The sequence below is a fragment of the Lachnospira eligens genome (assembly GCF_009680455.1).
GTDB classification, from domain to species: Bacteria; Bacillota; Clostridia; order Lachnospirales; family Lachnospiraceae; genus Lachnospira; species Lachnospira eligens_A.
Genome location: NZ_WKRD01000001.1, coordinates 1 through 21,494 on the forward strand (window position 1 = coordinate 1; position 21,494 = coordinate 21,494).

21 protein-coding genes, 1 tRNA gene and 1 riboswitch are annotated in these 21,494 nt (G+C 38.2%); all 22 genes read right to left on the minus strand.

What is annotated here, in order from left to right; all coding sequences use genetic code 11:
- Positions 1-415: 415 nt before the first annotated feature.
- Positions 416-501, minus strand: a tRNA-Ser gene (locus GKE48_RS00005).
- 83 nt (positions 502-584) lie between these two features.
- Positions 585-1,244, minus strand: coding sequence for a hypothetical protein (locus GKE48_RS00010; RefSeq protein ID WP_154300197.1), 660 nt, complete (start codon positions 1,242-1,244; stop codon positions 585-587).
- 37 nt (positions 1,245-1,281) lie between these two features.
- Positions 1,282-1,971: a 2-C-methyl-D-erythritol 4-phosphate cytidylyltransferase gene (gene ispD, locus GKE48_RS00015; protein ID WP_154300198.1), complete on the minus strand. Its 690-nt coding sequence runs from the start codon at positions 1,969-1,971 to the stop codon at positions 1,282-1,284.
- On the minus strand, positions 1,971-3,002 hold the full coding sequence (gene tsaD, locus GKE48_RS00020) for a tRNA (adenosine(37)-N6)-threonylcarbamoyltransferase complex transferase subunit TsaD (protein WP_055287421.1): 1,032 nt from the start codon (positions 3,000-3,002) through the stop codon (positions 1,971-1,973). The genes ispD and tsaD overlap by 1 nt, the downstream gene beginning before the upstream one ends.
- Positions 3,003-3,018: 16 nt before the next feature.
- Positions 3,019-3,600, minus strand: a complete 582-nt coding sequence (locus tag GKE48_RS00025) for a DUF6715 family protein (protein WP_022098381.1) — start codon at positions 3,598-3,600, stop codon at positions 3,019-3,021.
- A 3-nt stretch (positions 3,601-3,603) separates the two neighbouring features.
- On the minus strand, positions 3,604-4,518 hold the full coding sequence (locus GKE48_RS00030) for a ribonuclease Z (RefSeq protein ID WP_022098382.1): 915 nt from the start codon (positions 4,516-4,518) through the stop codon (positions 3,604-3,606).
- A 55-nt stretch (positions 4,519-4,573) separates the two neighbouring features.
- Positions 4,574-5,023, minus strand: coding sequence for a ribosomal protein S18-alanine N-acetyltransferase (gene rimI, locus GKE48_RS00035; RefSeq protein WP_022098383.1), 450 nt, complete (start codon positions 5,021-5,023; stop codon positions 4,574-4,576).
- Complete coding sequence (gene tsaB, locus GKE48_RS00040) at positions 5,013-5,714, minus strand: tRNA (adenosine(37)-N6)-threonylcarbamoyltransferase complex dimerization subunit type 1 TsaB (RefSeq protein WP_022098384.1); 702 nt, start codon at positions 5,712-5,714, stop codon at positions 5,013-5,015. Before tsaB ends, rimI begins: the two co-directional genes overlap by 11 nt.
- Positions 5,711-6,142: a tRNA (adenosine(37)-N6)-threonylcarbamoyltransferase complex ATPase subunit type 1 TsaE gene (gene tsaE / locus GKE48_RS00045; RefSeq protein ID WP_022098385.1), complete on the minus strand. Its 432-nt coding sequence runs from the start codon at positions 6,140-6,142 to the stop codon at positions 5,711-5,713. The genes tsaB and tsaE overlap by 4 nt, the downstream gene beginning before the upstream one ends.
- Before the next feature lie 19 nt (positions 6,143-6,161).
- Positions 6,162-6,695 carry a YcxB family protein gene (locus GKE48_RS00050; protein ID WP_022098386.1) on the minus strand — a complete coding sequence of 178 codons (534 nt, stop codon included), beginning with the start codon at positions 6,693-6,695 and terminating at the stop codon, positions 6,162-6,164.
- A gap of 12 nt (positions 6,696-6,707) precedes the next feature.
- Entirely contained in the window at positions 6,708-8,999 is a 2,292-nt protein-coding gene (locus GKE48_RS00055; protein ID WP_154300199.1) for a Tex family protein, read from the minus strand.
- Between the two features lie 115 nt (positions 9,000-9,114).
- Positions 9,115-9,585, minus strand: coding sequence for a hypothetical protein (locus tag GKE48_RS00060; RefSeq protein ID WP_055287414.1), 471 nt, complete (start codon positions 9,583-9,585; stop codon positions 9,115-9,117).
- Between the two features lie 29 nt (positions 9,586-9,614).
- Positions 9,615-10,931: an aspartate kinase gene (locus GKE48_RS00065; protein WP_055287412.1), complete on the minus strand. Its 1,317-nt coding sequence runs from the start codon at positions 10,929-10,931 to the stop codon at positions 9,615-9,617.
- A gap of 21 nt (positions 10,932-10,952) precedes the next feature.
- Positions 10,953-12,170, minus strand: coding sequence for a homoserine dehydrogenase (locus GKE48_RS00070; RefSeq protein ID WP_119212393.1), 1,218 nt, complete (start codon positions 12,168-12,170; stop codon positions 10,953-10,955).
- A 32-nt stretch (positions 12,171-12,202) separates the two neighbouring features.
- Complete coding sequence (locus GKE48_RS00075; RefSeq protein WP_012738642.1) at positions 12,203-12,652, minus strand: ACT domain-containing protein; 450 nt, start codon at positions 12,650-12,652, stop codon at positions 12,203-12,205.
- Positions 12,653-12,745: 93 nt separating this feature from the next.
- Positions 12,746-12,922: a hypothetical protein gene (locus tag GKE48_RS00080; protein WP_154300200.1), complete on the minus strand. Its 177-nt coding sequence runs from the start codon at positions 12,920-12,922 to the stop codon at positions 12,746-12,748.
- Positions 12,923-13,422: 500 nt separating this feature from the next.
- A complete protein-coding gene (locus GKE48_RS00085; RefSeq protein ID WP_154300201.1) occupies positions 13,423-14,184 on the minus strand; it encodes a CAP domain-containing protein in 762 nt (253 codons plus the stop codon).
- 83 nt (positions 14,185-14,267) lie between these two features.
- Positions 14,268-14,354, minus strand: a riboswitch (cyclic di-GMP riboswitch).
- 128 nt (positions 14,355-14,482) lie between these two features.
- Positions 14,483-16,099, minus strand: coding sequence for a 4-alpha-glucanotransferase (gene malQ, locus GKE48_RS00090; RefSeq protein ID WP_154300202.1), 1,617 nt, complete (start codon positions 16,097-16,099; stop codon positions 14,483-14,485).
- Entirely contained in the window at positions 16,092-16,592 is a 501-nt protein-coding gene (locus GKE48_RS00095) for a chemotaxis protein CheW (RefSeq protein WP_055216066.1), read from the minus strand. Before GKE48_RS00095 ends, malQ begins: the two co-directional genes overlap by 8 nt.
- 19 nt (positions 16,593-16,611) lie before the next feature.
- On the minus strand, positions 16,612-17,730 hold the full coding sequence (prfB, locus tag GKE48_RS00100; RefSeq protein ID WP_154300203.1) for a peptide chain release factor 2: 1,119 nt from the start codon (positions 17,728-17,730) through the stop codon (positions 16,612-16,614).
- 70 nt (positions 17,731-17,800) lie between these two features.
- The gene (secA, locus tag GKE48_RS00105; protein ID WP_154300204.1) at positions 17,801-20,368 is read right to left on the minus strand and encodes a preprotein translocase subunit SecA; all 2,568 of its coding nucleotides are present in this window, start codon (positions 20,366-20,368) and stop codon (positions 17,801-17,803) included.
- Between the two features lie 197 nt (positions 20,369-20,565).
- Positions 20,566-21,093, minus strand: a complete 528-nt coding sequence (gene hpf, locus GKE48_RS00110; RefSeq protein WP_012738636.1) for a ribosome hibernation-promoting factor, HPF/YfiA family — start codon at positions 21,091-21,093, stop codon at positions 20,566-20,568.
- Between the last annotated feature and the right edge of the window lie 401 nt (positions 21,094-21,494).

Consider the following 21,494-nt stretch of genomic DNA (forward strand, 5'->3'; position numbering starts at 1 on the left):
ATCCTGAGCCAGGATCAAACTCTCATAAAAAGTTTGCCTCGTCAGTTATAAACTAACTAGCTTAAATAGTTTTACCAAAACTTACTGTTTAGGTTTGTGTATCTTTCGATACTCGCAAGATTCATTAATGAATCATTTTAAAATTCTCAAAGAATTTCAAGGTTGTCTTTCTATTCAGTTATCAAAGAACTTCATTAAGTGTTATCAGCTTTTCTCGCCGACAGCTTAATTAGGATATCATTGCCATTCTTGTTTGTCAAGAACTTTTTTACTTTTTTGTCATATTTTTTCAAAGTGACAATATCTTGTATGTCAAGTTCTTTAACCAGCACTACTTGCATCATCTTTTTGTGCAATATGCTCACAAGCACCTCTGGCAAATAAAAAGCCATTCATGTTTAATGAACGGCTTAAGCGGAGAGGATGGGATTCGAACCCATGCGCCCGTGAAGACAAACGGTTTTCAAGACCGCCCCGTTATGACCACTTCGGTACCTCTCCATAGCTATTTTATTGTGTCGCACCAGCGACTTGATTATATTATCATCACAGTGTAACTTTGTCAACAGCTTTTTTAAAGTTTTTTAAATTTTTTCATCAGGTGTTTCTGATGATTGTTCAGGTCTCTCTGATGACACCGTATTTTTCATGTGCATATGAGCCGCCATCTGCTTTGTATAGCTAGCTTTGGCCGTTCCTACAAGTCCTTCCAGAGGATTTAATACTGCTTCTGACTTGTTTCCTAATACATATGGTCTGAATAACATTTCATTAATCCAGTATGAGCCTATCATTATTAACACCATTATCAGTTCAAGCACAAATCCATATGCTACGGATGTCTTTACAAACATACTGGTCTTCATTCCAGAGCCACTGTACTGAACAGCATATGTAATTATTGATTTGATATCTTTTATATTAGAATTGCCTACTATAAGCGCAAGCATAAGGCTTATAAAATCTACTACCGAAACTATTATCGCAGCAGCTCTTACAAGCTGCGAACTATTCCATATGTATAATCCAAATGCAACTATAGACAACATAAGGCACAATACACCAAAAAAATTATATGACACCAGATTTTTAGTTAAAGCATATGATTCAGCCTGCTTCCCTGCCTGCTGTATAAGTACTTCCATCGGTTCTATTCTATAAAATGGAAAAAATGCAAATATAAACGCCCATAATGATGCAAATGCACCAACAACATTAACTCTTTTAACTGAAAAACCACTCATACCTGTCTCCTTATACTGCATCTAATATAATTATTTATTAAAATATATTCTCTATAAACATTTCTGCTGTGTTCATATCTTCTGGTGTTGTGATCTTAATATTTCTATAATCACTGTACACCAGTTTTATATGATGTTCTCCAAATCTTTCAAGTACCATCGCATCATCTGTTACCCCATTAAATCTGCCACTTCTATACAGACTACTATATGCAGATTTTATTATATCATACTCAAATACTTGTGGTGTCTGAATCTGCCACAATGTATTCCTGTCCGGTGTTTTTGCTGCATAGCCTTCTGAATCTGCTATCTTAATAGTATCTTTAACAGGTACTGCCGCTATACATGCCCCATCTTCAACAACAGCTTCATAGCAATCGTTAATAAGCTTCTGGCTTATACACGGTCTTGCACCATCATGTATGAATACATATCCGGATTCCTTGATACATTTCAGTCCTTCCCATACTGAATCATATCGTTCCACGCCGCCCTGTATAACTTTTGAAACCTTATCAAGCGTATCATCTAAAATATTTTTTTTTACATATTCTATGTAATAATCAGATGTTACCAGTATTATATCATCTATATGCAGGTTATCCTGAAATGCTTTCAGTGAATAGTATATTACTGGTTTTCCTTTAAGCATCATATATTGCTTTGGAACATCACTATTCATCCTCCTGCCACTTCCACCCGCAAGAACTATAGCCGTATTCATTATATGCGTTCTCCTAATTTAAGGTTCGGGATAGCGTTTAAATCATAGCCATGACGAACTCCTTTAATATATTCATAATATGCCGCCGCTCCTATCATAGCTGCGTTATCTGTACATAATATAGGTGATGGCGAATAGAATCTGATGTTATTCTTTGTACACTCTTCCTGTACTGCTGCCCGAAGCGCTGAATTAGACGCAACTCCTCCAGCTATTGCAAGCTTATCCATTCCACATTCTTTTGCCAGCCTTACTGCCCGTGAAACAAGAGCATCTACTACCGCTTTCTGGAATGACGCTGCTACATCAGCCCTGTTTATCTCTTTTCCCTGCATATTGGCAGAATTAATATAATTAAGTACTGCTGATTTTATTCCACTAAACGAAAAATCATAAGGAGCATCATCAACATGTGCTCTTGGAAATTCTATTGCATCCGGATTACCTTCCTTTGCAAGCTTATCTATCTTAGGTCCTCCCGGATATCCCAATCCTATTGCCCTTGCAACCTTGTCAAATGCTTCTCCTGCCGCATCATCTCTTGTTCTTCCAACTATTTCATACTCGCCATAGTCATTGACCTTAACAAGGTGTGTATGTCCTCCCGAAACAACAAGCGCAACAAAAGGAGGTTCGAGTTCTTTATTCTCAACATAGTTGGCACTAATATGACCTTCTATGTGATGTACCCCTACTAATGGTTTATTCTTTGCAAATGCTATTGCTTTAGCCTCCGCAACTCCGACAAGAAGTGCTCCCACAAGCCCAGGACCATATGTAACACCTATTGCATCTATATCATCAAGTGTTACTCCCGCATCTTCAAGTGCTTTCCTTATTACAGGATTAATATTTTCTATATGTTTTCTTGACGCAATTTCAGGAACTACACCACCATACTCTGTATGTATGGCTATCTGGGTATTAATCACATTTGACAATACCTCTCTCCCATTCTTTACTACTGCTGCTGCTGTCTCGTCACATGAACTTTCTATTGCAAGAATAAGAACATCATCTTTTTCGCTCATTTTATATCTCCTATTATTATGTATCGCTGTCTATTTCAGTTAGCTCCCAGAAAAGAATCTTCCAGTGTCCATCATCATCTTTTCTTAAGGTGAATTTTGTTGGTGAATCTATAAGCTTGTCACCCTGTCTCAAATAATACACTAATGCGATTGATGCATACTGCCTGTCTTTAAATGTTGAATATTTAGTCTTGGCAGCACTCTGTATAACATATGAACTTATACGTGTTTTGGTTGAATTATAATTGCCTATATCTTCCTTAAGTTTCTCATAGAAATCCGCATCTGTCTGCGTATTCTTTAATTCATCATCAAACATCAGACGTGCCTGCTTTCCTAAAGCTTCAATCTGCTCATTAGTAAGTGATGTATCATAATATGCCTTCGTTATTCTTGCATACAGATTAACTACATCCTTAGGTGATTCCGGATAATTAGCCATAATATCTTTTGAAATAAGCACAGAAACCTCACTGGTATCTGCTGCAATATCAGTAGCATCTTTACCTGTATCCTTATTAGCAAGGTAATAGTAATATCCCAGCCCCAACGCAACCAATACTGCTATTACAATTATCGTCCTTCCGTATTTTTTCATAATCTAACCCTCATCGTCAAACTTCAACTCAACTGTTCTTCCATCATTAGCTGCTATTGTAGCAGGGAATATCTTTCTTGCCTTATCAACATAATCCTGTGGTCTTACAAGTGAAGGACTATAATGTGTCAGCCACATTTCCCTGACATCCGCATTCTTTGCAAGCTGTGCCGCTTCTGTAAAGGTCATATGCTTATATTCCTTTGCCTTAGCTTCCTTACCATCCTCTCCATACATGCCCTCACATATGAAAAGATCTGATTCTTTAGCATTATCTGATATAATCTGAACAGGCCTGCTATCTGTACAATATGTTACTTTAAGCCCTTTTCTTGCCGCCCCCATAACCATATCCGGCGTATATTCTTTATCATCTATTGTAACCGCTGTTCCATGCTGCAGTTTATTCCACATGCTACACGGAATACCAAGTTCTTTCGCCTTTTCTACATCAAACTTGCCTATTCTCGGAATACTAATCGAATACCCATAACATATAACAGCATGATTAACCCTGAATGCATCTATCTCATATCCGCATATTGACAAATGCTCCTGTTGATTCGTAAGTTCTATCAGCTTAAGTTCAAATGGCAGCTCTGGTGCGATTACCCTGAGCGAAGAAACTACCCTGCCAAGCCCCTTGGGTCCTACAAGAGTTAAGGGCTTCTTTCTGTCAGAATTACCTATTGTGAGCAAAAGCCCCGGCAAACCACTTATATGATCAGCATGATAATGTGTGAAACAGATAACATCTATAGGATTAAAACTCCATCCTTTCTGCTTAACAGCTATCTGTGTTCCCTCTCCGCAATCTATCATCAGGCTGCTTCCGTTGTAACGTGTCATAAGCGATGTCAGCCATCTTCCCGGCAGGGGAAGCATGCCACTGGTTCCCAGTAAACATACATCAAGCATTAATCGCACCTCCTTCTGTTATTATACATCAATATATATTATGCAGTCTATTATTTCACCCAATAATTTTAGACATTATTACTGCGTCCTCAACTGGCTTTTCGTAAAATCCTTTTCTAATACCTATATTCTTATACCCCATTTTTTCATAAAGGGCTATTGCTGGCAGATTGCTCTGTCTGACTTCAAGAAAATATGATGTGACATTCTTGTCATTACCATACTTTTCCATTGATTGCATAAGCATCTGTGCTATGCCGCACCGCCTGTAATCCGGTGATACTGCCATGTTGGTTATATTGCCTTCTCCAAGCACAGTCCACATACCACAATATCCTGCTATTACTCCGTCTGCCTCGCATACCAGATACACATTGTCCTGATTCCTGCACGCATCTGCAAATGATTTCTGCGACCATGGAAGCGAGAATATTCCCTGTTCTATCAGTTCCACTGCAAATGTATCATCTTCCGTCATCGGTCTTATCACATATTTAAGACTCATGCTGTGCTTTCTCTCTTTCTGCCTGTGAAGGGCGCAGATAATCAGGCTTTAACTCATCAGCATCTGTATATTCACCATTATCTGCCATCTGCTTTGCTAAAAGTGCTACTGAACCAGCTCTCTGTGTCTTGATATGAGCCGGTGCAAGAACACATTTGTCACCAAGCTGCTCTTTAAGGACGTCACCTGCGACATCCACACCATCACCTACTAATACAACCTGTCCATCAAGTCCTGCAAGTTCTTCTGCAAGCTCATCATATGACTCAAGATTAACATCTCTTACTGTAATAAGCCTGTCACCGTCAAATGTATATATTCCACTGTACAGATGCTTTCTTCTTGCATCCATTACAGGGCATATATATCTGCTGTCTCCATATAAATTATATGCCATAGCCGCAAGTGTCGGTACTGCCACCATCTTTTTGTCAAGCGCAAGTGCAATTCCCTTGCCTGTAGCCGCACCAATTCTTAGGCCCGTGAATGAACCCGGTCCCTTTGATACTGCTATAACATCAACATCATCAGGCTTTAACTGAACCATTGAAAATATCTCATCTATCATTGGAAGAAGTGTCTGTGAATGTGTCATCTTATGATTAATTGTGTATTCAGCAACAAGTGTATCATCTTCAAGAATCGCAACTGATGCTGTAACTGCTGAACTTTCTATCGCTAATATTCTCATACTGCCTCCTGCCCGATAGTTATTTTCCTGTAATCAAAGCCTTTTTCAAGGTTTTTTTCTATAACTATCTCTATCGCATTATCTGGAATTATCTCCTGTATAAGTGTGCTCCATTCAATAAGACACACCCCGTCTGAATAAAAATATTCCTCATATCCAAGCTCATCCATCTCTTCAACATCGCCAATTCTGTATACATCAAAATGATACAATGGCAGTCTGCCTTCATGGTATTCCTGAATAATTGTAAATGTAGGGCTGTTGACAGGCTCTTCTATTCCAAGACCTTTCGCAAAGCCCTGCGTAAATACTGTTTTTCCGACACCTAAATCTCCATTTAGACAGTATATCTGCCCCGGAAGAGCCTTCTTACCCATCTCATATCCTGCTTCAAATGTTTCTTTAGCGTTAAATGTTTCTTTAACCATATTATTCCTATCTGCTTACTTAAGCCACAGCCTTAGCAAGCTTATCCATATTAACCTTAACCTGAAAAGGCTTTAATTTCTTCTGACACATTTTAACAAAAGGAACTGCCGCCTCACCCATACTGTTAACTGTAAGCACATTGGCTCTGACAGATGAAAGATACAGAATAAGATTGCTTCCTGTGAATCTTATCTTGTATATCTGCTCCCATGCAAGTTCTTCTGACATATCACCCTGGCTTACAATTATCTTGTCTTCCCCGGCACTATAATGCATAGGCTCTTTAAATGCTACAACTGTTTTCATCTGCTTCTTAGTTCCAAGCCTCATATTAACAATTGGATAAAAGAAGAAAAATACTCCAAAAAGCCCCATCATGACTATATATTTAGGAGACATTTTGAATATTACCCCAAGCACGCACATAACTATTGCAAATGCTGCAAATACATATCCGAACACTCCCCCAACATTGTGAAAAACATGATACATCTTGAAATCATTAAGTGCTTTCTCTGTAATTACGCTGTCGAATTCAATTCTATCTTCCATACAATACTCCTATTAATGCATGAACTTGGCAAGACCTGAAAGGTTAAGGCCTTCCTTCTTAGGCTTTCTGTCCTGTCTGTTTCCTTTGCCGTTGTTTCTGTTATTCTTATTATTGGAATTATCCTTAGTGTACTTTCTGTTAGCTGCCTCTTTTTCATCAAGGATCATTGAAAGTGAAATTCTTGCCTTAGGGATATCAACATCTATAACTCTTACATCTACGATATCTCCTACACTTACAACATCAAGAGGGTGCTCAACTCTCTTTGTGCTGCTCATCTGGGAAATGTGTACAAGTCCGTCCTGATGCACTCCGATATCAACAAATGCTCCGAAATCAATAACATTTCTGACTGTTCCCTTAAGTATCATGCCCGGTGTTAAATCCTTCATATCAAGAACATCTTTTCTTAATATAGGCTTAGGCATCTCATCTCTTGGGTCTCTTCCCGGCTTCTCAAGTTCTTTAACGATATCTTCAAGTGTCATTGTTCCTATTCCAAGTTCATCCGCCATCTTGGCAAAATCTTTAACTTTGCTCTTAAGTCCTATAAGTTCTCCTGATGTTATTGAATTAATATCATAACCTAAAAGTGCAAGAAGCTTTGTTGCTGCCTCATAACTTTCAGGATGTACGCTTGTTGCGTCTAACGGATTATCGCCGCCTGATATTCTCATGAATCCGGCACACTGTTCAAATGCCTTAGGTCCAAGCTTTGCAACCTTTAAAAGCTGCTTTCTGTTCGTGAATCTTCCGTTAGTCTCTCTGTACTCAACTATATTCTTAGCTACTGCCTTAGATATACCTGAAATATACTCAAGAAGTGAGGCCGATGCAGTATTTAAGTCTACTCCAACCTTATTAACGCTGTCCTCAACAACTCCTGTAAGTGTGTTCTCTAACTTCTTCTGGTTCATATCATGCTGATACTGACCTACTCCGATTGATTTCGGATCAATCTTTACAAGCTCTGCCAATGGATCCTGAACTCGTCTTGCTATTGAAACTGCACTTCTCTGTGCCACATCAAAGTCAGGGAATTCCTCTGTTGCAAGTTTACTTGCTGAATATACAGAAGCCCCCGCCTCGTTAGTGATTACATAATCAACAGGAAGATTCATCTCATGTATCATATCTGAAATAATCTTCTCTGATTCTCTTGAAGCTGTTCCGTTACCACACGAAATAAGATTAACGTGGTACTTATCTATAAGCTTCTTAACCTCAGCCTTAGATTCCGCCACCTTATTGTGTGGTTCTGTAGGGTATATAACTTTAGTTGCAAGCACCTTACCTGTAGGGTCTACAACTGCAAGCTTACAGCCTGTTCTGAAAGCCGGATCCCATCCAAGAACAACCTTGCCTGCGATAGGTGGCTGAAGGAGAAGCTGTTCAAGATTCTTTCCAAACACTTTGATTGCCCCATCCTCTGCCGTCTCTGTAAGGCTGCTTCTTATCTCTCTTTCGATAGCTGGTGCAATAAGTCTTCCATATGCATCTGCTATGCAGTTCTTAAGGTATTCTGCTGTAAATGCATTGTCTTTAAGAATATTCTTCTCGAGATATCTTAATATTCTCTCTTCCGGTGCTTCTACCTTAACAGTAAGAAACTTCTCATCCTCTCCTCTGTTAATTGCAAGAATTCTGTGTCCCGGAATTGTTGAAAGTGCCTCGCTATAATCATAATAATTCTCGTATACAGACTCAGCCTTTTCATCTTTGGCTGTTACAACAAGCTTTCCTTCTTTCATTGTGATGTCTCTGATATATGTTCTGTAATCTGCAACATCTGATATCTGCTCTGCAATTATATCTAATGCACCTGCTATTGCATCCTGTGCTGTAGCGACTTCCTTACCTTCTTCATCACTGATAAATTCTGCTGCCTTGATTTCTACATCTTCTGTAGCTTCCTGTGCATATATGAACTGTGCAAGTGGTTCAAGGCCTTTCTCTTTCGCAATTGTTGCTCTTGTTCTTCTCTTCTGCTTGTATGGTCTGTAAAGATCTTCTACAAGAACCATTGTTTCTGCTGCTGTAATAGCAGCCTTAAGTTCTTCTGTAAGCTTTCCCTGTTCTTCAATGCTTGCGAGGACCTGAGTCTTTCTGTCTTCAAGATTTCTTAAATACTTTAATCTCTCATCAAGATTACGGAGCTGTTCATCATTTAACGCTCCTGTAACTTCCTTTCTGTATCTTGCAATAAAAGGGATTGTACACCCCTCATCTATAAGTTTAACAGCAGCTTCTACCTGTGTTACTTTAATTTCCAGCTCTTCCGCTATCTTCTTTGCGATATCCATTAATCTTCCTCCGTTTTCATACGCATATTACATTTAATTATATCAATTTCATCAAAGTTTATCAACAGTTGCATAAACGCAAGAATCCCCGCACTCCATGTGCGGGGAATGAAATTTACTTCATATTCTTTTTCATCTTATCAAGTTCATCATCTACACTTGATGTATAACTGCCGCCTGTCTGCTCTGACTTATCTTTCTTGGACTTTTCTGACTTATTGTTAGCAAACAATACCTTTGCAACCAATCCGGCGCCGCCAAATATAAGAACAAGTATAAGAACCCATTCATACATTGTAATAGTTACAAGCCAGATTCTTGTTGACGCAACAATTGCCGCAATTATAAGTATCACTGATAGTACGGTAAATACTTTAGATACAAATGAGCCGCCTGAAGCAAACATCCATACAACTCCAATTATTAATGGTACCATAATAAGACCTGATGAGAACCTGCCACCCCATAATGAGAAGAACCCATATGAAGATGATACCATAACTTTCTGTGACAATATGTACAGTCCTACAACAAGCATTATTACGCCGCCAACAAACTGTAACAGCTCATTCTTAGCTTCTTTCATATCCCTTATCCCCCTGTTTATCTACTCAACTATTCTTCTGGAACAAATACTCCATAGATAGTCTTAATAGCATCCTCAAAGTATCTGTTTCTTACACCAATGATGATGTTAAGCTCTGAAGATCCCTGATCTATCATTTTAACATTAATCTTAGCTTTTGCAAGTGCTGAGAAAATGTTTCCTGCTATACCAGTACTATTCTTCATTCCACGTCCAACTACTGCAATAAGTGCAAGGTTAGCTTCAAGTTCAACAGAGTCAGGATTAACTGCCTTATGAATCTGTGCAAGAACCTTCTGTTCCTTCTCTACGAATTCATCCTGGTGAACAAATACTGTCATAGTATCAATTCCTGAAGGCATATGTTCGATTGAGATTCCGTTATCCTCGAATACTGAAAGAACCTTTCTACAGAATCCGATTTCTGAATTCATCATATCCTTGTCAATGCTGATTGCAACGAATCCCTTCTTACCTGCAATACCAGTAATTGTGTATTCCGGCATATTACATGTTGTCTCAACAATCATTGTTCCCTTATCTTCCGGAGCATTAGTATTCTTAATATTGATAGGAATTCCACCCTTTCTTACAGGGAAGATAGCTGATTCATGAAGCACTGATGCACCCATGTATGAAAGCTCTCTTAATTCCTTATATGTAATAACGTTGATTGGCTTTGCATTATTTACAATTCTTGGATCTGCTGCAAGGAAGCCTGATACATCTGTCCAGTTCTCATACATATCAGCCTTAAGTGCTCTTGCAACGATTGATCCTGTTACATCAGAACCGCCTCTTGAAAATGTCTTAACCTTTCCGTTTGGCATTGCTCCGTAAAAACCAGGTACAACTGCTCTTTCAATATTAGCAAACTTTGCTTCACACACTGCATTAGTCTTTTCTGAATCAAACTCTCCATCCTTATCGAAGCAGATAACTGTAGCAGCATCTATGAACTCATATCCAAGATAGTTAGCCATGATAATACCATTAAGATACTCTCCTCTTGAAGCTGCATAATCTTTTCCTGCAAGTGCCTCAAAATTCTTCTTAATTGTCTCAAACTGTTCCTTTAATGAAAGCTTAAGTCCAAGTCCCTTGATAATTTCATTGTATCTTTCCTCAATTGCCTTAAGACTCTTCTCAATATTCTTACCAGCTTCTGCCTCTGCATAACATTTGTAAAGCATATCAGTAACCTTAGTATCCTCTGGAAATCTCTTTCCAGGTGCTGAAGGAACCACATACTTTCTGTCCTCATCAGCACGGATAATATTGCCAACCTTCTTAAACTGCTCTGCGCTTGCAAGTGAACTTCCACCAAATTTAACTACTTTAACCATTACTATTTCTCCCTTATATTATTACTGTAATTTAGTATCATCTATTCTGATTCTGCTTATAACAGAAACCTTATCCTTAGCATCTTCAAATGCTCTCTCTGTCATAGGTTCTGTAACAAATCCGAACTCTCCGTTAATTCCATCAACCTTAACAACCTGTCCTTCACCAAATGCTGCCTTAGCTGCTTGGACATCATCGCCCTTAATTCTTACAAAGAACTTTCTTGTCTCGTCAAATGTATCACCAAGTTCCTGCTTTACTGAACTCCAGATTGTCATAACATTTTTACCCTTATGCTTAACACAGTCAACTACATCTGATACTACAGCACTTGCTGTTGGAAGCTTTCCGGCTCCTGCTCCGAAGAACATTACATCCCCTAATACATTGCCGTGTACATAGATTCCGTTAAGAACATCATTAACATTATATAATGGATGTGTGCTGTCAATCATAAATGGTGCTGTGATTGCATATACCTTGCCATCCTTACTGTAGCTTGTTGCAAGAAGCTTGATAACACTTCCAAGCTCTTTAGCATATGCAAAATCTTCATTAGAAATCTTTGTTATTCCCTCTGTATACACTTCCTCGAATTTCACTGTATTTCCAAATGCAAGTGATGTAAGAATTGCTATTTTTCTGCATGCATCGTAACCCTCAACATCAGCCTCTGGATTTCTTTCTGCATATCCGAGTGCCTGAGCCTCTTTAAGAACCTCCTGATATGAGATTCCCTCTCTGCTCATCTTAGTAAGAATATAGTTAGTTGTTCCATTAAGAATACCTGTAATCTTAGTAATCTCATCTGCTGTAAGAGACTGGTTAAGTGGTCTGATAATTGGAATTCCACCGCCTACTGATGCCTCAAACATAAAATTAAGTTTTCTTTCTTTAGCCATCTCAAGAAGCTCCGGACCGTGTGCAGCAACAAGTGCCTTATTAGATGTACACACACTCTTTCCTGCTTCAAGTGCCTTCTTAACAAATGTAAATGCTGGCTCTACGCCACCCATAACCTCAACAACAACCTCTATCTCAGGGTCATTAATTATAAGATCTATATCATGAACGATTTTATCCTGAATTGGATCTCCCGGAAAATCTCTTAAATCAAGTACACTCTTAACCTCAATAGTATCTCCTGCTCTCTTTGCAATTGAAGCACCATTAGTATTCAGTACCTCAACCACTCCTGATCCTACTGTTCCATAACCTAACACTGCAATCTTTGCCATATCTGCCTCCGTTTTCTTTAATTGCTTATATATCAGATAGATGCATCACTGCTTAATATCTTAAGATATCTTACCCCTTTAAGTCTTTCTATCTGCTCTATCATTTCTGAAGAGTCTCCTGTAGTCGGAAGAATATCCACACTAAGCGTCAGTGATGCAATCCCATTAACCGGAATTGTCTGATGAATAGTAAGAATATTCGCCTTGAATTCTGCAACCTTCTTCAATACCAGGGAAAGCAGCCCTGGTTCATCGTCCATAGACAATACAAATGTAATGGTTTTCCCCTTTACATTCTCTCTAAACGGAAAAATATCATCCTTATACTTGTAATAAGAACTTCTGCTTATTCCAACTTTCTCTGTAGCATCTGCAACAGATATATTTTCAGTCTCAATAATTCTGTTCGTCTCCGCTACCTTAAGCAGAACCTCAGGCAGAGCCTTTTGCTTAACGACATAATACTTAATATTATCTGCCATACTGCGTCTGTACCTTTCTATTGTCCGTTTTACAAAGACAGTTGTTCTTCAATGTCTTTCTCTGATAAACAACTGTCTACCGCACAAAGAATATTACCATATATGTATACTCATTGCAAGTGTCTTTCTCTTTAAATGCTCAATTGAACATCTTGTCAGATATCTCATCAAATTTTTTCTGATTTCTTTTCTGACTTCTAATTTAGCAATTTCTGGTTTGATAATTCCCAGTTTGGCAGTTTCCAGTTTGGTAATTGTCTCAGGAAGCATTGTCCTATAAATCCGTAGGAATTTTGTACTTTATAGGCATATTCATAAGTTTTTTCGTCCTAAAATCCTGTTTTTAGAGAAATTTTCCTATAAAAACCTTCATTACCATTCATATATAGGTTTATTTATCGTCTATCATTATAGTCATTGTGGTTTTCTGCCTATAAAAAGTTTCAAAAATACGACTACCTATAGGTATCACATACTATCCAAACATAAACTTTTGCATCTAACTTCTGGCATTTCTGCTTTTTATAAGTAACACAGATACTATAACTATGTTTCAGCATCGCCGAGGTTCATCCTATTTCCAGATATATAATAAATAAGGGGAGCCTGCCTTTTCTTTAATTAAAGCACAAAAAGAAACCCTCACACAACGGGAGAGGAATGTGAGGGTTTCCGCTTCTAATGAAGCTTTATAAAAACAACGCCGCAAATACATTGTTCTTACCATATTAAGTTGTATCTATATTATGTAATCTATTGTCTATTTAAAATTAATTCATGAAGATTGCTACCCAGTAAAGGTATCCCTCTGAATCTGCCGCAATACCCACACCAACTCTGTTATACTTGCCGCTTGTCATGCATGCATAATGTGATGCTGAATTATGCCAGCCAGTTACTATCTCATCAGGAGTTTCCTGATATCTTCCCATAACCTCGCCAAAGTTTCCACTCTGTCCATAATCTTCACATATTGAAGAAGCTTTTCTTCCATCTGGTCTTTTATGCTTACCATTCTCTATAACAAAGTAATCATTAGCTGCATTCTCTGATGCTCTTACCTGTGCCATATCTGTGAGTGTCACATCATATGTAACCGCTGCCACACCAGCTGCCTCACGCTCAGCATTAATTCCTGCTATAACCTGTGCAACTCTTGCATCTGATGGAGTCTGTACAACAGGTAACTCTGTAACTTCTGGCTCCTGAACTGCTTCTGTTGCAACCTCTGTCTGTGGCTGAATCTCTGCAATTGTACTGCTCTGTTCTGTTACTGCCTCTGTGGCTTCTTCTGTTGTTGCCTCTGTAGCGGCTGTCTCTGTAATAACTTCTGTTTCTTTCTCTGAAACTGTTTCTTTAACCACTAAATCTGTTGCTTCATTAGCTGCCGCAACTACTGTATCAGCACTATCTTTATCTGTATTAGCTGTACCTGCTGACTTTAATGCAAATACCGCACCAGCTGCAAATACAAGTACCGCTGTTGTTATTGTTATTGTTTTGATCCACTTTTTAGAATTATTCTTTTTCATAATCAGTTCCCCCGTTGAACCATATAATAAAAAAACATCCGATTACCGGATGCCTGAATAATACGAATCATTTGCGTTGATTGTAATGCAACCGGCTGTCATTCTGATAAAATCAGTTAAGACCCTTGGCTTTGCGTCATAGCCTTTCGACTACTTTGCCAATATATTAACTTGTCTCTTTATATGAATATAATACCACTAATCAGAAATATGTAAATAGTACTATTATACTATTTTTTGTTTTTTCTTTAAAAAAGGGGGTAGGAAATATGTTGATAATTCCCTGCCCCGTCTAATATTACTTTCTTTCTCTATCAAATACACTTGCAAGATATCTCATGCATTCCAGTTCGTGCTGGCCTAACTGTCCTTTCTGCATTCGCCATTTCCAGTTATTACCCATGCTTGATGGCAAATTCATTCTTGCCCAATTTCCAAGTTTGAGAATGTCCTGAACTGCAAATACTGTAAGAACAGCAACACTTGAATACGCAGCCCTGAATACCTGATCAACCATTCTTCCCTTATCTCTTGTATCAAGATAGTCATAAGCATATCCTAACTCCCAGTCGCCTCTGTCCTCAAAGAAACCAAGCAGCGTTTCGTTATCATGAGTTCCACCATAGCATACAAGATTCTGTGTATAATTATATGGCAGATGCGGATTCTTTCTGTCTCCGCCAAATGCAAATTCAAGAACCTTCATTCCCGGATATCCATTTTCTTTAAGAATCTTTGCTACTTCAGGAACTTCAACACCTAAGTCCTCAGCAATAATCTTCTTATCACCGATAGATTCATTAATAACATCAAGCAGCTTCTGTCCTGGTCCCTGTCTGTACTCACCCTGTCTTGCATCAGGCATGTCTGCTGGAATTGTATAGTACTTCACAATTCCTATAAAATGATCAATTCTTATGACATCATATAGTTTTGCTGAAGCTGCCATTCTCTTTCTCCACCAGCTGAATCCATTTGCTTCCATTTTATCATAATCATAAAGAGGATTTCCCCATTTCTGTCCCGCATCAGAGAATGCATCAGGTGGTACACCTGCAACCTTTATTGGTGTTAGATTCTCATCCAGCTGGAATTCTCCCTGATTAGCCCATACATCTACGCTGTCGTACCCCATATAAATAGGTATATCACCTATAATCTCTATACCATTACTATTAGCATATTGTTTAAGCGCATTCCACTGTAAGTAGAATTCAAACTGTATGAATTTCCAGTATCCTATATCATCAGAAAGCTGCTCTTCATATCGGCTCATTGCCTCAGGCTTTCTGAACTTTATGTCAGTTTCCCATTCACCCCATGAGACATTGTTAAAATGGGACTTCAATGCCATAAACAGAGCATAATCCTCAAGCCAGTCTGCATTATCTTTAACAAAATTATCAAACTGCTTATAAAGAGGAAGCCCCTTTGCAAGCGTCTTCTTGCTTTCTGCACATGCAGCCTTAAATCTGTTATAAGCAATTCTTAATATGTCAAATCTGTTATTATATATCTTTTCATAACTGACATATCTTTCGTCACCAATATTTCCATCTCTGTAGGTTCCGAATCTTCCATTAACAGCGTCATCTTCAGAAACATTTACAGGCACAATCCCATCACCCCAGTCTCTTGAAATAACCTCTGACTTTAACAAGAATCCAGCCTCAATAAGCATATCAAGATCAACAAAGTACGGATTACCTGCAAATGCAGAATATGACTGATATGGGCTGTCACCATAAGTAGTTGGTCCTAACGGAAGTACCTGCCAGTACTTATGATTACATTCTTTAACAAATGTAACAAAATCATATGCATCCCTGCCAAATGTTCCTATACCATATGGTGATGGTAATGAACTTACAGGCATAAGTATGCCTGCATTTCTCTCAAACTTAGTATCAGACATTAGCAGCACCTCCGTCATTATCATTCATATCTTCTGTGAATTTCTTAACACTCTCTGCTTCTGACTGCGTAAGTAATTTTTCAACATCAAGAAGAATAACAAGCTGTCCATTAACATTGGCAACCCTGTCAAGATATTCTGTATCAACAGTCTTCGCAAGCGCCGGCATCTGTACAATGCTCTGAGCATCAATATCACCTATTTCAAGCACCTCATCAACCTCAAGAGCAAGCTTGACAACACCAGGTATATTTACAATTACTGTACTGTCTTCTCCAATCACACCAACATTGTCATCTGTGCCAAACTTTTTTCTTAAACTGAATGCAGGAATAACCTCCCCTCTCAGATTAACAATTCCACTTATATATTTCATTGCATTGGGAACTCTTACAATATTAATCTCTCTTTCTATAGACTGAACAAGATTAATATCCACTCCAAACTGCTGATTCCCTAATCTGAAAATTACTGGTTTTATGTAATCTGCCATACTGATATACCACCTTTCATTATTCTTCAGTCTTTCCTGTGCTTATCCATGTAAGATACGCGTTGATAAACGGATCGATATTGCCATCAAGTACACTGCCCGCATTAGCAACTTCCTTATTAGTTCTGTTATCCTTAACCATTGTATATGGCTGAAGAACGTAACTTCTTATCTGGCTTCCGAAATTAATATCCTTGACATCTCCTCTGATTCCAGATAGATTCTCTGCATTCTCAGCCTCCTTTAAAAGATAGAGCTTAGCCTTTAACATCTGCATAGCTTTATCTTTATTCTGGTGCTGAGATCTTTCATTCTGACACTGTACAACAATTCCTGTTGGAAGATGTGTAATTCTGATTGCTGATGACGTTTTATTAATGTGCTGTCCACCTGCACCACTTGAACGATATGTATCAATTCTTAAATCATCATCATTAATCTCAATATCTATATCCTGATTAATATCAGGCATTACGTCACATGATACGAAAGAAGTCTGTCTCTTACCTGCCGCATTGAATGGAGATATTCTTACAAGTCTGTGAACACCATGTTCAGATTTCAGATGTCCATATGCATTCTCTCCTCTTATCTCTATAGTAACCGACTTAATTCCTGCTTCTTCACCTTCAAGATAATCAAGTGTTTCTGTTGTATATCCGTGACTTTCCGCCCATCTTGTATACATTCTGAAAAGCATCTGACACCAGTCACAGCTTTCTGTTCCACCTGCTCCTGCATGAAGTGTAAGAATGGCATCACATGCATCATGTTCTCCAGAAAGCAATGTCTCAATCCTTAAACTTTCCATCTTGTCTTCAAGACCCGTTATCTCTTCTTCTATCTCTGGAATAAGCGACTGATCATTAGATTCCTCTGCCATCTCAATAAGTGTCTTAACATCATCAAGTCCTGTTTCTAGCTCATTGTATCTTTCAAATGCATCCTTTAAGCCTTTAAGCTCTTTCATTGCATTCTGTGATTTATCCGGATTATCCCAGAATCCCGGAGATTCCATATCAGCCTCTAATTCTTCAATCCTTTTCTGCTTATTGTCAAGATCCAGAGAATTCTTAATCTGAGTCATAGGCTTATCGTATCCTGAAATTCTGTATCTAAACTGGTCTAACTCTACCATATGTCCTCCAAAATAATAGGCGCGGACGCTGATATTTCAAGCATTCCGCGCCCTGATGTCTCTTATAAACTTATGCCTTTCTTCCGCAGCAATTCTTATATTTCTTGCCACTTCCGCATGGGCATGGATCATTAGGATATATCTTCTTCTCTGTTCTTCTCGCTGGTCCCTTAACAGATGGTCCTTCGTCCTTATTAGTACCTGTTACCTTGGCAACCTGTTCTCTTTCAACCTTCTGCTCAACCTGAATATGCATAAGAAGTCTTACGGTATCCTCTGTAATTCCTGCAGTCATCTCATCAAACATGTCATAACCCATCATCTTATACTGGACAACAGGATCTCTCTGTCCAAGTGCCTGAAGACCGATACCCTGCTTTAACTGATCCATATCATCGATATGATCCATCCACTTTCTGTCAATTACCTTGAGAAGGATTACTCGCTCGATTTCTCTTATCTGCTCAGCCTCTGGGAAGAGTGCCTCTTTATCCTCATAGAGTTTAACAGCCTTTTCCTTAAGATCATGTATTAATTCATTCTTATTCTTAATATTCTCTCTGTATTCCACTCTCTCAATAGGAATAGTTGGAAGAAGAAGCTCATTAATCTCATCATAATCCCATTCGTTAGCATCTTTATCTTCACTTACACAGCGGTTAACTACATTCTCTACATAATCAGTTATCATCTTCATGATAGAATTACGCATGCTTTCTCCATCAAGAACTCTTCTACGTTCTGCGTACATAATCTCTCTCTGCTCATTCATAACCTGATCATATTCAAGAAGATGGCTTCTGATACCAAAGTTATTAGTCTCAATCTTCTTCTGAGCTGTCTCTATAGCCTTGCTTAACATCTTATGCTCAATCTGTTCATCCTCAGAAACGCCAAGACTGTTGAATATATTCATAAGTCTTTCCTGTGCAAACAGCCTCATAAGATCATCTTCAAGAGAAATGTAGAATCTTGATTCACCAGGATCTCCCTGTCGTCCAGAACGTCCACGTAACTGGTTATCAATACGACGGCTTTCATGTCTTTCTGTACCAATAATCTTAAGACCACCTGCAGCAACAGCCTCATCATCAAGCTTAATATCAGTTCCTCGACCAGCCATGTTAGTAGCAATAGTAACTGCACCATGACGTCCTGCCTCTGATACTATCTGTGCCTCTAACTCATGATACTTCGCATTAAGTACATTATGAGGTATGCCCTTCTTTCTTAACATCTCACTAAGAAGCTCAGACGTCTCAATTGTTATTGTACCGACAAGAACAGGCTGTCCTTTTTCATGAGATTCAATAACAGACTGTACAACAGCATTAAATTTGCCTTTCTTAGTCTTAAATACAGCGTCATTATAATCAACTCTTATAACAGGCTTGTTAGTTGGCACTTCAACAACGTCCATGTTATAGATTTCACGGAATTCCTTCTCTTCTGTAAGAGCTGTACCTGTCATACCAGCCTTCTTCTCAAACTTATTAAAGAAGTTCTGGAATGTAATAGTTGCAAGAGTCTTACTCTCTCTCTTAACCTTAACATGCTCTTTGGCTTCTATCGCCTGATGAAGACCATCTGAATAACGACGTCCTGGCATAATACGGCCTGTAAATTCATCTACTATAAGTACCTCATCATCTTTAACAACATAATCCTTATCCCTGAACATAAGATTATGAGCGCGAAGTGCAAGTGTAACATTATGCTGAATTTCAAGATTCTCAGGATCTGCATAATTATCTATATGGAAGAACTGCTCAACCTTGTGAATACCCTGTTCAGTAAGGTTAACTACCTTATCCTTCTCATTAACGATGAAGTCTCCGTCTTCTTCAACTTCCTCGTTCATGATTGCCTGCATCTTAGTTCTCTCACCCTTATATTCGCCTCGCTGTAATTGCCTTGCAAGTATATCACAGAGTTCATATAATTTAGTAGATTTTCCGCTCTGTCCTGAGATAATAAGAGGTGTACGTGCCTCATCAATAAGAACAGAATCGACCTCATCTATAATACAGTACTTAAGATTTCTTAATACAAGTTCACTCTTATATATAGCCATGTTATCACGAAGATAATCAAAACCAAGTTCGTTGTTCGTTACATATGTAATATCACTTCCATATGCAGCCTGCCTCTCTTCTCTTGTTGAGTCGTGTAATACAACGCCAACCTTAAGGCCTAAGAATTCATGTATCATACCCATCTGCTCAGCATCTCGCTTAGCAAGGTAATCATTAACAGTAACTACGATTACGCCCTCTTCAGTAAGTGCATTAAGATATGCTGGAAGTGTACACACAAGTGTCTTACCTTCACCAGTCTTCATCTCGGCAATTCTTCCCTGATGAAGAATAATTCCTCCGATAAGCTGAACACGATAATGTTCCATACCAAGAACTCTCCTGCCCGCTTCCCTTACTGTTGCAAATGCTTCCGGCAGAATATCATCAAGAGTCTCTCCCTTAGCTAATCTGTCCTTAAACTCCTTAGTCTTTCCTTTAAGTTCTTCGTCGCTTAACTTGCTATAAGATTCTCTGTAGCCTTCAATCTTATCAGCAATTGGATATATTCTTTTCAATTCATGTTCGCTGTGTGTTCCAAATAATTTCTGAGCTAATCCCATTACTTTATATATCTCCTTATAAAAGCCTATTTATGTTGTAATTGTACCACTATTTAGATATTCTATCAAGTAAAGTTAAACCATTAAAATTCTATAAATAGATTTCTTATACATATAAAGAAATACCGCCTGCCAGCACTAACCGGCAGACGGTACTCTAAAAAAGAGGATAAACCTATATGACGTGAAAAAGCATACTAATCAAGTTCTGGTTCAATCAGACCATATGTGTTGCCTTTTCTCTTATAAACAACATTAACTTCCTCTGTCTCTGAATTAAAGAATACATAGAAATTATGTCCAAGAAGCTCCATCTGAACGCATGCTTCCTCAGGATCCATTGGCTTGATTCCGAATCTCTTGGTTCTGATAATCTTAACCTCATCGTCATCATAATCTTTCTCTACAAATTCCTGTGCAAATGCTGCTGCGTTCTGCTGCTTGTCAACAATCTTATTCTTATACTTCTTTAACTGACGTTCGATAACTTCTTCGACAAGGTCAATTGAAACATACATATCGCTGCTTACCTGCTCGCTTCTTATGATGTTACCCTTAACCGGAATAGTTACCTCAATCTTCTGTCTTTCTTTTTCTACACTCAAGGTTACATTAACTTCTGTCTCTGGTGCAAAAAATCTGTCAAGCTTTCCAAGCTTCTCCTCTACTGCTGACTTTAATCCCTCTGTTATATCAATATTTCTTCCTGTAATTATAAATCTCATGATGTCCAACTCCTTTACGTGTTTTATAATCGTGGGCAGAGGTAAGAATCTGATCGTAATTCCTTTCCAACCTTCTCTTTATAAAATCTATCAGACATTCTTCCTTCTTAAATCACCACATGTGTCGAAAGAATATATACACATGCAGCTAACACGACCTAAGATACATTTCTGTATACTTATTTTATGTAAGTATTATATCATATATTTGTAAATTAACAAGTATGTCCTTTAATTATTTTATGCAAATATGTCAAGTGTCATAAGTAAGTTTTCTGATTTTTTGCAAATATTCACAAAACATTTATTCTGTTCCAGGTATACTAAATTAATAACAAAATATTGTGGATAATTGTGGATAATGTGGATAACTTGGTTGATAAGTCTCATTTTAGATAAAA